This is a genomic window from Tolypothrix sp. FACHB-123 (assembly GCF_014697075.1).
Taxonomy (GTDB): domain Bacteria; phylum Cyanobacteriota; class Cyanobacteriia; order Cyanobacteriales; family Nostocaceae; genus Aulosira.
This window is the reverse complement of sequence record NZ_JACJRE010000008.1, coordinates 18,949-32,976: the sequence shown is the minus strand read 5'-3', so window position 1 is coordinate 32,976 and position 14,028 is coordinate 18,949. Positions and strand designations below refer to the sequence as shown.

At 41.6% G+C, this 14,028-nt stretch carries 11 protein-coding genes; 7 read left to right on the top strand and 4 right to left on the bottom strand.

All coding sequences use genetic code 11. The features are described 5' to 3' along the window. Positions 1-88: 88 nt before the first annotated feature. Both H6G41_RS07720 and H6G41_RS07715 read right to left on the bottom strand, forming a co-directional pair. Entirely contained in the window at positions 89-2,611 is a 2,523-nt protein-coding gene (locus H6G41_RS07720) for an S-layer family protein (protein WP_190745170.1), read from the bottom strand. Positions 2,612-2,915: 304 nt separating this feature from the next. Then, positions 2,916-4,589, bottom strand: coding sequence for a ShlB/FhaC/HecB family hemolysin secretion/activation protein (locus tag H6G41_RS07715; RefSeq protein WP_374939410.1), 1,674 nt, complete (start codon positions 4,587-4,589; stop codon positions 2,916-2,918). Positions 4,590-5,670: 1,081 nt separating this feature from the next. Between H6G41_RS07715 and H6G41_RS07710 the strand changes: the two genes are divergently transcribed. The 7 genes from H6G41_RS07710 (at position 5,671) to H6G41_RS07680 (ending at position 13,262) form a co-directional block, all read left to right on the top strand. Continuing rightward, positions 5,671-6,513 carry a YaaW family protein gene (locus H6G41_RS07710; RefSeq protein WP_190745168.1) on the top strand — a complete coding sequence of 281 codons (843 nt, stop codon included), beginning with the start codon at positions 5,671-5,673 and terminating at the stop codon, positions 6,511-6,513. After that, positions 6,495-7,820 carry an O-antigen ligase gene (locus H6G41_RS07705; protein WP_190745166.1) on the top strand — a complete coding sequence of 442 codons (1,326 nt, stop codon included), beginning with the start codon at positions 6,495-6,497 and terminating at the stop codon, positions 7,818-7,820. The genes H6G41_RS07710 and H6G41_RS07705 overlap by 19 nt, the downstream gene beginning before the upstream one ends. A 357-nt stretch (positions 7,821-8,177) precedes the next feature. Beyond that, entirely contained in the window at positions 8,178-8,588 is a 411-nt protein-coding gene (locus tag H6G41_RS07700; protein WP_190745164.1) for a hypothetical protein, read from the top strand. Positions 8,589-8,781: 193 nt separating this feature from the next. Next, positions 8,782-9,303: a Ycf51 family protein gene (locus tag H6G41_RS07695; RefSeq protein ID WP_190745162.1), complete on the top strand. Its 522-nt coding sequence runs from the start codon at positions 8,782-8,784 to the stop codon at positions 9,301-9,303. A 652-nt stretch (positions 9,304-9,955) separates the two neighbouring features. Next, positions 9,956-11,152 (top strand): iron-containing alcohol dehydrogenase family protein, encoded by a 1,197-nt coding sequence (locus H6G41_RS07690; RefSeq protein ID WP_190745160.1) that lies wholly within the window; start codon positions 9,956-9,958, stop codon positions 11,150-11,152. Next, on the top strand, positions 11,149-12,330 hold the full coding sequence (locus H6G41_RS07685; RefSeq protein WP_190745158.1) for an aspartate aminotransferase: 1,182 nt from the start codon (positions 11,149-11,151) through the stop codon (positions 12,328-12,330). Before H6G41_RS07690 ends, H6G41_RS07685 begins: the two co-directional genes overlap by 4 nt. 521 nt (positions 12,331-12,851) lie before the next feature. Continuing rightward, positions 12,852-13,262: a response regulator gene (locus tag H6G41_RS07680; protein WP_190745156.1), complete on the top strand. Its 411-nt coding sequence runs from the start codon at positions 12,852-12,854 to the stop codon at positions 13,260-13,262. 91 nt (positions 13,263-13,353) lie between these two features. Here the strand turns inward: H6G41_RS07680 and H6G41_RS07675 are convergent, their stop codons facing one another. Together H6G41_RS07675 and H6G41_RS07670 are read right to left on the bottom strand one after the other, a co-directional pair. Then, a complete protein-coding gene (locus H6G41_RS07675) occupies positions 13,354-13,734 on the bottom strand; it encodes a clan AA aspartic protease (RefSeq protein WP_190745154.1) in 381 nt (126 codons plus the stop codon). Beyond that, positions 13,731-14,006 (bottom strand): hypothetical protein, encoded by a 276-nt coding sequence (locus tag H6G41_RS07670; protein WP_190550980.1) that lies wholly within the window; start codon positions 14,004-14,006, stop codon positions 13,731-13,733. Before H6G41_RS07670 ends, H6G41_RS07675 begins: the two co-directional genes overlap by 4 nt. Positions 14,007-14,028: the final 22 nt, after the last annotated feature.

Here is a 14,028-nt window from a genome sequence, read left to right as displayed (position 1 = left end):
GCTATCAATAAATCCTGTGCTGTAACTGATAAGTTAGGTTTCCCGAAATAGCATGATTGATAACATTAATTTAACGTGTCGCCATGTGTCACAGTTGGCTTTGAAGCACAGCAGTACAGGTTAAATCCCGTTGCGTATAGCCACCGTGAACAGCGACTAACTCAATTTTACCGTTAGGATTGCGATGCCAAGATGTAGCTTGCACAAGAGCCTGTGGTGATTCGGGCATTTGGGCTTGTACTTGCTCTTTGCTGCGATATGCAGATATATCGCGAAGATCAGACCAAGTGCGATCGCTCCTGATTTCCTGTGTGGGATTTTGCGGTACACCACCCCTTCCAGTAGCGACAAAACTACTACCAGGATTTGCACTACAACCACTAGCTATTTGTTGCGATGAATCAGTGATACTTGCAGGTAATTCTACTAAGCCGGAGTTAGGGTCAATACCAATATTATTAATTTGTACAGAACCATTGACATTAAACTGAGAACTGGCTGTGATGTCATTGGTAAGTTCTTCTGTTGGTGTGAGAGTATTGTGAAATTCTAAACCAATAATCCCTTGAGTTGTGATGTTAATGTTGCCACCGCGACCTCCCTCTGCATTGGCGATGATGTCACTATTTTCTAAACCGAGTAGAATCGGCGATTGGATGGAGATATTTCCCCCATCTCCATTATTTCTTGCTTCTGTCGATATCTGGCTCATTTGACGCAGCTGTAACAATTCCTGAGTTTGAAGATTAATGTCGCCGCCATCGCCTGAAGCAGTAATTGCAGAAATGAGTGCTTGATTTTTCAGGGTAATCCGATCGGCATGAATATCAATGAATCCCCCATTGCCAGTCCCAAAATTGTTCACAGTCACTTTTCCTGCATTGGTCAGGGTGAGATTTGGTGTATAGATGTGAACTGAACCGGCATTCCCAGTAGAAACGTCTGGGAGTCCTAACAACAGTCGAAGGTAGAGAGGATAAATGTAAACGCTTGAAGTAATGTGAGTCAAAGGTATTAGCTCTGGGGGAAGCGATGGATCGGGGATCTGGTTGTTAAAAATGTCGATCGAATCTGAAGCGCGAACCCAAATGTTACCTGCATTTCCATTGGCATTCCCACTGGAAGAAACAGTGCCGGCATTGCTAATCTTCAATTTGGGTACATTAATGACAATATCTCCTGCATTTCCTGGACCAAAGGAAATCGAACTAATTCCACTACCTGCAAAAGGAGATATTCCGTCTATAGCAATAAGATTGGTCGCATTGACTGTGACTAACCCCCCATCGCCTTTGCTGAGTGTGGCAGACGACACTCCTCCACCCTCGTTTAAGGTGAGCGTACTTGTGAATACGGTTACTTTTCCTGCAGTTCCAGTGTTAAAGGTTGTAGTGACCAATGCAGTGATATTCGAGATATCCAAGGGAGAAAATCCTGTTAGGGTTAAGGTCTCAGGTGCATAAACAGTAAGATCGCCAGTTGAACTTGAACTAAAGGTGTGTGAAGCGATCGTTGATCCATCACTGAGGGCAATGTGTGGAGCAGAGACCTGAATATCACCTCCTTTGCCGAAACTTAGCGACTGAGTTACGATTCGGCTAGAAACAGCAGGTGTTGTGCCACTTAAGGTTATCGATTCACGTCCGATGATTTGGAAATCTCGCCCTGGTTGTTCCCCGAAATTCTGTCCCATCACGATCGAACCATCTTGCAAGCGAATATTTTGTCCCATCATCTGCACTGCTCCAGAGAAGATGCCGCTTACATCAACGAGCGATGCAGATCGGAGTTGAATATCCCCCAATTGCGATGTGAGATTTGGATCTACCGTTCCTAAAGAATCCCCTTTTCCGAGCGTCCATTGCCCACTGTGCAAAGCAACTAATTCCACTTTTCCAGAATTAGCTGATAACACACCACCATCTAGAAAAATGTCGCTCCCTACTAAGGTCAATGTATTACCAGGAGTTACCTGTAGTCCTGTACTCGTATTGCCACGATTCAGCAGAGAAGCACCGACTCTAGTAACATTGTGTCCTTGCCCATTGACTTGAATCTCGGCGGAATTAATCCCCATCTGCAACCCAATCGGCACACTCATTGTCAACAATGGTGTCCCAGTCGGATTTACTGCACTAAATTCTGTGCCATCAGCGAATTTAATACTATTTGCTGTCGTACCTATAAAGGAACCACCAATATTTAACGCGGCATTTTGCCCAAACACAATTCCATTGGGATTCATCAAAAACAAACTTACGGGATTATTACTATTAAGAGTTTGAATTAATCCATCAATCTGGGAAACATTTCCACCAGTCACCCGACTAAATATAGTCGTAATATTAGGTGTGTGGGTTAAATCAAAAGTTGCTGTACTACCCGTAGGTATAGAAAAATTGCTAAAGCTGTGAAATAAATTACTACCTTTTTCTATACCATTAATAATATTAAAATTATGATTATTTTGGTTGACAATGGTGTTGGTAGTACCATCAGATGTGACTTGAGCTATTGCGGGTAATACTAAGCTCAAAGCCAATAATTCTGTAATTAATGATACAATAAATACATTAATTGTCTGGCTTGTTTCAAACAAAATCGCTCTCATATTCTGGATTTTTCTTGACTATGACTTTAGTTATGTTTTTATTACAAGTATAATTTACGACATTGTCAAGATTGATTATTATTTGTTACAGTTAACCCTGAAGAACCACAGCTTGATCGTGTTTACAAATAAAGCAACAAATCTAATGTTTCTTAGGTTTTTACAGAGTTTTTGAATATAGGCAGGACTTACATATAGGTAAAAAAAATCAAACCGTAGAGTCCACAAAGTCCACAGAGGAATAAGAGTTTTGGAGATTTATGGTGTAAGTCCTAATAGGAATTGAGGCTACAGTATTGTTCGATTAAAACGGTGAATACTGCACTGAGAAATACAGCCCATTTTCTTGTAAACTGCGCTTTTCACCTTCCACTGAAGTTAAGGGAATTCCCCAATCAAAGCGAGCGGAGAAACTATCGCCTTGTTTCCACAGTAGCCCTAAACCCGTACCTACTAAGGTACTTGGTGATGGATTGTCGCCTTTGACATTCCAGCCTGTACCCACATCAATAAAAGGTGTTAGTTGGAGAACTCCGCCCATTTTGGGAACACGGAGAATCGGTAAGCGAAATTCTGCGGAAAACAACATGCCATTATCTGTAAGTAATGTATCCTGGCGATAACCCCGCACACTTAGCTGTCCACCTAGACCAAATTGTTCCAAGGGTACGAGGGAATTTGCGGATAGTTGGATATCGCCTCTAGTTAAAAATAGGGTATCTGGTGCTAACTGTCGCACCCACTGAGCTTGTCCGCGCCAAGAAAAAAAGCGGGTATCTGGCTCATCTTCACTGACATTTCCTCCCAACCAATCTACACCAAAGCTAAATTGCGATCGCAGTGCAAAAACTTGGCTGGTACTACGCTGGGTATATTCTTGAAAAAAGCGCAGGGCAGAAATATTGGTTCTTCCTTGCTCGTCTGCACCTGGTGACAGGCGAAACGGGCCGATATTATCAATACCTAACTCAGTTTGGCTTTCCTGGCGAGAAAACGATAAGCCTACCGCTAATTCTTGAGTTGGCTTTTGCAGTAACGGTTGACGATAGCTAAATTCGTAAGAAGTTGTATCTGATTGAATATCCAGCACGCTGAATGGCTCTTCTATGACACGGTTCCAACCCTTGTTAAAACCAAAGGAGAGAGTGCCATTCTGAGCATTAATTGGTAAGGTGTAATTGAAATTAATTGTATTACTGCCATCAGTGTTGGCGTAGCCCACACTCAAGGTATCGCCTAAACCGAGTAAATTCGCTTCTTGCAGATCCACACCCCGGCGAAAACTACCCACACTAGGCGATCGCCCATTATCTATACTTGTTGTTAGTCTAAAAGTATCAGCTTCTTGGACTTCCACTTGTAAAATGTTGCTTCCTGGACGCACACCCATTTGCAACTCTGCTGATAAATTTTGAATGCGCGGATCAAGACGGAGTAGTTGCAGCTTTTCTAGTAAGCGGGGTACATTTAAGGGCGTTCCTGCACCCAGTTGAATCCGCGAGCGAATATATTGACTATTTAATCGTCGGTTACCAACAATTTTAATTTCTTGCAGAGTACCTTCAATCACCTGAATTTTGATTGTGCCGGCTTCTACTGTCTGGGGTGTAATCAACGCTCCTGTAGTGACATAACCCTGATCAGTGTAAAGCTTGGTAATCGCATCTCTGATTTGTAATAACTCTGCAAACGTCAGTTCCTTACCCACATAAGGAGTAGTAATCGCCGCAAACTGTTCTGGTTTGAAGACTGTACTTCCAACAACTTCAATGCGATCGACCCGAAATTTAATATTCGCCTCATCCTGTCCGGGATTTGACTGTTCTGGTAGTGTTGGCGACGGTAGTAATTGATTATCCTCTGGTGGCGGTGGTAGCACATCTGAAGGTAATGGTGTGATCGGCACTTCTTCTACCCGTCCTGGTGGTAAGCTTTGAGGGTTTGTAGTTTGGGCTACAGCATTTTCATAATTACCCATGACTGCTAATAAAAAAAAGCCGAATGTCAGCGATTTCAGTCCAAAGCGGTATTTTAAAGACTTAGAACAGATTGGGCTAGAGACGATAGTCATCATGTTGTAATCCTTTTTGTCACTCCCCGACAAAGAAAATTTGTGCATCAAGCCTGTTTGAATCGGGCTTTTGGTCAGTCAATAGCACCACCCCTCAATCACAGAGAATTGTGCCCCATACGTGTCAACTTAAGCTAAAAGCTATATACGGCGAGTGTTGTACAAAAACCCTCGCCCTCATCCCCTAACCCCTTCTCCCCCAGGAGAAGGGGAACTAAATCTCTTGCTCCCCTCTCCTTCAGGGAGAGGGGCTGGGGGTGAGGGCAAAACCTTGCAACCAAGAGGGTTTCACGTTAAGTTGACACCAATGATTGTGCCCCTCAAATGTTGAATTAGAGATCGGCTGTAGAATTCTCATGTGCTGCGTACGTTAATTGAGCTAATGGTATAAAAGCCACCAAAAAGCTGTAAATGCTTATATATAAGCAATGATATTTTTTAAACTTTGATTATAAGTAGTAATTCTGAGGAAAATGTGAGGATTTATATTTTGTCGTCATCAAAAAGCCTATTAATATGAATTTTTTTTTGAAAGGCTTGATAAGGTAAAAAATTTTATTTTACCCATTATGCATATATTTATACTTAATATTTTTATAAAAAATAATGCAAAAAAATACATTATTCCCCTGAGTACATCTGTGGTAACTTACAGACGATTGATGTATGGGGAAGATTTTGGGAATTGCTAGATAAAAATTGACCAAAAATATAGAGCGGATATGCGATCATCTTAAGCATCACCTACAATCAATGCAAATAAGTGACGAATATTGCCAGAATGGTTAAATATTCTCAACCAATTTGCTCGCTGCTACCTGTGACTTCAGCTGATACCCCCAGACAAGATTTAACACCAGCCACTCCAGGATAATGCAAGAGAATTTGCTAATGAATTTATAATCTTGCAACAAACGTTACTAAATGTCTGCTGAAACCTAATAGTAGAATAGGGTACAGAAAGCAGCACGGAAGGGAGGAAGGGAAATTGGATGAACTCAGGGCGGCTTTAGAGCTAGCAACTGAAGAAGAATTGCAGGATTTAACGGCAATTCTGTTTAGTCGTAAGTTCAATCCCTTAGACTACGTTCATACACCTGAACCGATTGAAGTCCAAAGTCAAGACCGCAAAGCTTGGTTAGATACACTAGAAGATCGTTTTCGCTTTTTAGCCGCAGATGGGATGACAGTATTGCGGGGACGTACAAGTCAGGTGACTTACCGCCAAGCGTTAATTCAAGTATGTAAGTATTTAAAAATACCCTATTCTAACCAACTGGCAACGGTAGATTTAGAAGCAGAAGTATTTTTGCATTTATTAGGGCATGTGTGGAAAAAATTGCCAGAACAAGAAAAGCAAAAATTAACTGTCCAGGTGCAGAGTCACCTGATCAAATCAGAAGTTAAACAACCGCTGCCACTTTTATTACAACGTGACCCCTTAGGCATAATTTTTAAAGGTGGTAGTGCTTTAGCTGTAACTTCTGTGATTCAACCACTGGTACTTAAACAAATTGCTCGGCAATTTGCTACACACTTTGCAACTTATCAAGTAGCCAAAACCACTGCTATTCAAGGCACAGCTACTACGACTACGCAGTTTCAAACTTACGTGACGTTGCAAATGGCACGGCGAGGCATGACTGTTAACGCTGCTCGTTATGGAGCGATGCGCAGTGTTTTTGCGTTTATTGGGCCAGTAATGTGGGCTTGGTTCTTTGCAGATTTAGGGTGGAGAGCGATCGCCACTAACTATGGTCGGATTATTCCGACTATATTCGCCCTAGCACAAATTCGTCTAACCCGTAGTGAATGCTGGGAGCTAGCTTGATACAGGCTGTTTACCATCCAAACAAAGCCTTACAATTACCTTGGAATTTGACTCAAGTGGGGCTTGTTCTTTTCCCATTGAGTCCCTTTTTGGGGGCTGTATTGATAGTTTTGGCATCTTTAATTACATTGGCGCGTCAATGGGGCAAAATTATCCGCCGTCCTATTAATTGGGGATTTGCGCTTCTAACTGTATTGTTGATTATTACTGCTGGGTTTGCTGATGACAAGACCCTGGCTTATGTCGGCTTATTTAATTTTGTACCCTACTTTATTGTTTTTGCCGGATTGAGTGCTTTATTCCAAAAAATCGCCCAATTGCGACAAATGGCTTGGATTTTGGTAATTGCTTCAGTACCTATCACTATTTTGGGCTTAGGACAGTTCTTTTTGGGCTGGTCTCTCAATTTAACCTTTTTATGGGTGGTATTGGAGTGGACGATCGCACCGGGAGGAGAACCACCAGGGCGGATGTCATCAATTTTAATGCACGCTAATACTTTAGGTACTTATTTAGTCATACTTTTTACCTTATGCTTGGGTTTGGGACTAGAACAATGGCAGTTAATCACCAAGCAAATTCAAACTTCTAAGACACCCCTGATATTTCTGACGATTACGGGAATTATCAACTTTATCGCTTTAATTTTTACTAACTCCCGGAATGCTTGGGCGATCGCTATTTTTGTTTGTTTAGCTTATGCAGTCTACCAAGGTTGGCGAATTCTGGTAGGTGGTGTAAGTGCGATCGCTACTTGCATTTTATTAGCAGCGTTTGCGCCCTCACCATTCGCCCAATTTTTTCGCCGCTTCGTTCCCGCTTTCTTTTGGGCGCGCTTAAACGATGATATGTATCCTGACAGGCCAGTAGGTTTAATGCGTAAAACCCAATGGGAATTTGCTTGGTCTTTAACTCAACAACATCCTTGGACTGGCTGGGGATTACGCAATTTTACAGGACTATACCAAGCAAAAACGCAGATTTCTCTAGGTCATCCCCACAACTTATTTTTAATGCTCACGGCTGAAACTGGGATACCTAGTACGCTGTTATTTTGTGGTTTAATAGGCTGGATTTTGTATGCATCTGTGAAATTGCTACGCGAAGCAAAATTCCCCATTTATGAAGATAAATTGCTATTTTTTACCTATATAATCGCCTTATTTGGCTGGTTACTCTCTAATACTGTTGATGTCACTCTCTATGATTTTCGTTTGAATACACTGTCATGGTTGATGTTATCTGCGGTTTGCGGATTAGTCTATCGTTATAACCAAGATAATAAATTGAAATCTCAAGAGAATTAGAGTTTATTATCGAAGTTTTGATGAGTTCTTAGTAAGTACTTTATTGTATGCAACAAGCCCTATCAACAGCCAACAACATTAAATATATAAATTAAATTAGGCACAGCTGATAAATGTATAGAGTACATCACTTTTTCAGTGTATACACCGGAGTCATTTATCCTTAACAGTTAATAAAATTACTAATATTCACGTCTGTGAGTGTCACTAATTCAAGTTAGTGACTGTTGCTGATTGTTGGGAAGGTGTACGGATAACCCTTTTGGGGGTTTTCCTGCATAATAGGCATCTGTAAAAGATGCCTTTTTTTTATCTTTTTTGTTGTAATAAACCCATCAAAAATCTCAGAATTTGTGTATGAAAATATTCTCTTCATTGTTAGCAGTTTTCACATCTTCTTGCGGTTTATTAACCTTAAATATGGCAATTTCTTCACCTGCTCAAGCTTCAGTTGTTTGTGAAACCAACACTATTGCCAAATATGGAAATGGTTCCTTGGCAACTTGTATCCTCAGTCAAGATATGAATTTGCAAATTTCTAGTTATAAAACAGGTACATCTAATTTTGTTTGCAAATCCCAAAATTATATTTCTTTCAGTGAAAAAGGACAGTTTGTCAGTTGCATCTTGGCAGAAGAAATGAAAATTATTAAAGGTAATGCAGTAGAAACTTGTTTACCACAATATCAGGTAAACGTTGTCAGTGCTGAAGATGGTAGCCTAGAGATTTCTTGTAAAAGTTTAAGATTATCATCTTTAAACCTTTAACTAGCATATTTCAGTTTCCGTATAGGGTAGGGCACAAAATCTTGTGCCCCTATAAATATTTACTGGTTTTATGCTGTTTTGCAGGGTTGGTTGATTTGCGCGTAGATGCGGAGCGGCTTGTCTTTAGACATCACACCAATCGGTAGAATGGTGTTGTCCGTAATCGAAAAATCACGCTTCAGTAGCCAACCTTATGCTCTCAACAGCAGATTTTCTTCAATATACCCAATGGTCAGGTATTGCCACGTTGGTATTTGCCGCCTTAACAGTCTTGGGTTTAATTTTTAAATGGGGTATTCGCTTTCGGCTGGTGGGTACGACTGGTTTTATGCTGGTACTGACAGGTGGTTTATTTGCACTCTCGTTAGTACCTTTGAGCCGCACTGTCATTCCCGGTGCTGTGCGTTTCACCCTAGTTTATGACAATGGTTCTACACAAGCAGTCATTGCTACCGCACCAGATATTACTCCTTCAGCACTAGAAGCAACTTTACGTCAAGCAGCTAGTAATCTCTATTCTTATGGGCGTTTAGGTTCTAGGAATGACAATTACCTGACTATTCGTGCCCGTACCCTAATTCACCCAGAACCAGGGGTTACTGTGCCACTTTACTTAGGTGAGATCAAGCGCACCCTGACTCAGCGCGAAGATGCTCAGATGACGGTGGAGATTTATCCAGAGAAATTTGCCCAATTGCCGAAAGCCGCAGCTTAGGGGAGCAGGGAGCAGGGAGCAGGGGAAAAGAAATGCACTGCCTTTCCCATGCCCAATGCCCCATGCCCCTCTCCCTTGATATGTGCCATTTGTATCACTAATTAAATTTATATTTCTAGCTCTGATATTCTATATTTGCATTGCGAAGTGGTATTTTTTTCTAACTGATACAAATTATTTTATAGGTATATTTCTCTAAATTAAATTAGATTTTCTTGTTAACAGGAAAACAATATTATTTTTGTATTTCAGTATACAAGAATGATTTTTTTTAGATTAAGATATTAATTTAGCCATGCCATTGATGAGAAAAAGTTAATCAGTCTGTTGGTTAAGGGTAATGATGGCAGAAGACATTATTAGTTCTTCCCTAGCGCAAAACCCACATGACCAAAGCCTTTTTCTGAGTATCTGGGAGTGGTATTGTGAATTAGTTATACGATTATTCAAAACTTTGATTGTTCGGGATTTAAGGCTAATGGGCACTATGGAGTCAAGCCATGTCAAACTGCTCAAGCAGTTGGCAGCAGGCTTTGTTGAGTCATCTGGATTTGTCGTGGTAGCAAGCAGCCTGATTTGTGACTATTCAGTGTAAGCCCGATTTTTATTGTTAATTTGCTGAGAAATATCAAGGTTTTGGCAAACTAGTTATATGCCCAATCAATCTTCTACTCAAACTTTGTCTACTCAAACATCTAGTTCGTTATTGACGCTAGCGATCGCGCCAGCAAAAGTAATTCGTGGTGCCAGTGTATTAGAATCGGCAGCAGCAGAGATTGCTAGCTTGGGAAGTCGTCCCTTAATTGTCGCAGGCGATCGCACTTTGGCAATTACTCAAGCGAATTTGTCACCAATTTTAGAAAAACAACAGCTGCATGTAGCTCAAGCTTCTTATGGTGCAGATTGCTGTGAAGCTAGTCTGAAATCCTTACGTAAAGCAGCAAAAGACCATAAAGCAGATTTAATTATCGGTATTGGTGGCGGTAAAGCACTAGATACGGCGAAATTAGTCGCCCATCAGTTGCAATTACCAGTGGTGACAATTCCTACTTCCGCAGCTACCTGTGCAGCTTGGTCGGCGCTGTCAAACGTGTATTCTGAATCTGGGGCGTTTCTTTATGATGTCAGCTTATCGCGCTGTCCCGATTTACTCATTCTCGATTACGACTTGATTCAAACTGCACCACAGCATACATTAGTGGCAGGAATTGGGGATGCGATCGCCAAATGGTACGAAGCCTCAGTTAGTAGCGGACATTCACAACAAACCCTTACCATCGCCGCAGTCCAACAAGCCAGAGTTTTGCGCGATATCTTATTACAAAAATCCACAGCCGCCTTACAAGAACCAGGAAGCGAAGTTTGGCGGGAAGTTGTAGACGCGACAGTGTTAATGGCTGGGGTAATTGGCGGACTTGGTGGTGCCCAATGTCGTACCGTTGCCGCCCATGCAGTGCATAATGGTTTAACCCATGTTGCCGGACATAGCAGTATTCACGGTGAAAAAGTCGCCTATGGGATTTTAGTGCAACTGCGATTGGAAGAAATGGTACAGGGCAATCAGCTAGCAACCTCAGCTAGACAACAACTGTTGAAATTCTATGCAGAGATTGGCTTACCAAAAAAATTGAGCGATTTGGGATTGGGCAACATTACTCTAGCAGAACTGCAAACAGCAGCCGAAGTCGCCTTAGTTCCCACTTCTGATATCCACCGACTACCGTTTAAAGTGGCGGTGGAACAATTAATGGCGGCGATGGTTTCTACCACTGCACCAGTAGAAAGCCGAGACACGGTAAATCGCGTCTCAGTGAGGGGAGTAAGTGACGAGGTTGAGGTTCAGGAATGAGTTTGGATTGGATTGTTCCCGCAGAACGAGTACAGAAGCTACCACCCTATGTATTTGCCCGTCTTGATGAACTCAAGGCTAAAGCTAGGGAACAAGGCTTAGATTTGATTGATTTGGGAATGGGAAACCCGGATGGCCCCACACCACAACCTGTGGTAGAAGCCGCCAAGCACGCTTTGCAAAATGCTGCTAATCATGGTTATCCCCCCTTTGAAGGAACTGCTAGTTTCCGCCGTTCTATCACTAATTGGTACGATCGCCGTTATGGTGTTTCTCTCGATCCTGATAGCGAAGCCTTACCTCTACTCGGTTCTAAAGAAGGATTAGCCCATTTAGCTCTAGCTTACATCAATCCTGGCGATATAGTGCTGGTACCTTCTCCTGCCTATCCCGTACACGTTCGCGGCCCCGTAATCGCTGGCGGACAAGTTTACAGCTTGATGCTCAAACCAGAGAACGATTGGTTAATTGATTTAGCCGCGATTCCCGAAGAAGTTGCCCAAAAAGCTAAAATCCTCTATTTCAACTATCCCAGCAATCCCACGGCGGCGACTGCACCCAAGGAATTTTTTGAGGAAATCGTTGCTTTTGCCAGAAAACATGAAATTCTCTTAGTGCATGACTTGTGTTACGCCGAGTTAGCTTTTGATGGTTATCAACCGACTAGCTTATTAGAAATTCCTGGCGCAAAAGAAATTGGTGTCGAATTCCACACCTTATCCAAAACCTATAATATGGCTGGTTGGCGCGTGGGGTTTGTGGTGGGGAACCGCCATGTAATTCAAGGTTTGCGGACTTTAAAAACCAACCTAGATTATGGCATCTTTGCTGCCTTGCAAACCGCCGCCGAAACCGCATTGCAACTACCAGATGAATACTTGCATGAAGTCCAACAACGCTACCGCACCCGTCGCGATTTCTTAATTGCAGGGTTAGGAGAGTTAGGCTGGAATATTCCCAAAACTAAAGCAACTATGTATTTGTGGGTGAAATGTCCTGAGGGCATTGGTTCCACAGATTTTGCTTTAGATGTGCTGCAACAAACTGGTGTTGTGCTTACCCCAGGTAATGCCTTTGGCGTTGCTGGCGAAGGTTATGTACGTATCAGTTTAATTGCAGATTGCGATCGCTTAGGTGAAGCCTTGCACAGATTTAAAAAAGCGGGGATTCATTACTAGGGGCTAGGGGCGAGGAATTTTAGATTTTAGATTTTGGATTTTAGATTTAAACCTAAGGGACTTCCAATTAAAAAAATACCCACGGGGGTAGGGGCACGGCACCGATAAAATATCGGTAATACCGAAAGTTTGTGTATGCCGTGCCCCTACAAGTTGGATAATTTATTTTTTGGAGTTCCCTAATCCAAAATTGGAAATCCAAAATCCAAAATTGAATTGCCCCATGCCCAAATCTTTACAAAAATATATAGACATAATTAACATATATCATTGCATCTGTATCTGCCTTGGCAATAGATAGAGAGAATAAGCGGTTTTTTGTGAGTATTATTGAGTCATAACAGTCAAATTGGCTAAATTATCCAACAATTTATCGGAATATAAGGATTGATAAATATTTTTACATTTCTATGTACGGGAGCGGACACACCTAAACAGATAAAAGCGTTTAAATTGAGAATGAGCGAGTATTGGCATTTTCTAGCCACTGCAAGTTTGACTTCTTCATTAGGGTCGAAATTATGGATACTAAACCCATTTCGTTTAAGGGACTACGCCTTCTTGTAGTTGATGACAATCTAGATACAACGAAGCTACTTAGTGTTTTATTTGAACTTGACGGGGCAGAGGTGATAACGGCTACTTCAGCGAGTGAAGCCTTAAAAATCAACTCCTGCTTTCAACCAGATGTCCTGATTTGCGATATTTGCTTACCCGATGAAGATGGCTATTCTTTACTGCGGAAAATTAAGAGAATTGACATCGAGCAAGGTAGAATTACACGAGTGATCGCACTTAGCGCCTATGTGATGGATGAGAATCGCCAATACGCCTATTTAGCCGGTTATCAAAAGTATTTGCATAAACCAATTAACTTAGATGAATTAGCAAAAGCTGTGAATGATTTAGCGCAACTCCAGCAGTATGCTTGATGGTGGAGAGAAGGCAGAGAGAGGACAAGGGAGACAATTGTACAGACGCGATTCATCGCGTCTCTGACTAATGACTAAGCTAATTATTTATCTATAAAGTCGAGCTTGGTATTTTTTCTAACGAAACCAAACCATTGTCTTCAAAATCTATTTCAAGATGATATCCTTCCATCATCGCCACTCCTAATAAAGGCTTATAACCAGCAGCTAAAATAGGGACTACTGTTTCTACATTGTCCCAAACAATAGTTCCTAAATGTACCGATAACAAAGTTTCGCTACCATCGGCTAATCTTGCAGGTAAGCTCGAATATAAAGGAAGATTCATGGCGCTGATTGCTTGTAGTGGTAGGGTAAGATAGTCATTGAATCCAGCATCAATGACAAAATCCAGAGAGAAATCTGGTTGTTGTGGTAGACGAAAAATCACTGGAATTACTGCTTTGCGGTCTATGAATCTTCCGTAAATCATTCTACTGTACGCACCATAGAAGCACCACCAAATGTAACAGCAACATCATAGCCAATGCGCATAGTAAATAATCTAGCTTTGGGATTCTTCTGCTTTAACATTAATGCAGATTCTACACCAGTTTTATCAATTCCATATTCGCCTGTTTCCGCATCGATTACAATCATCTTGCCAATGTTATCGCCATATTCAACTTGTTGACGAATGCCATTTTCATAAAATTGTTTGGCTCTTTGGGCAACTTCTTCTACAGTCCAAAAAAGAGCTTGCATATTACACCTACTGTTAGCCTAG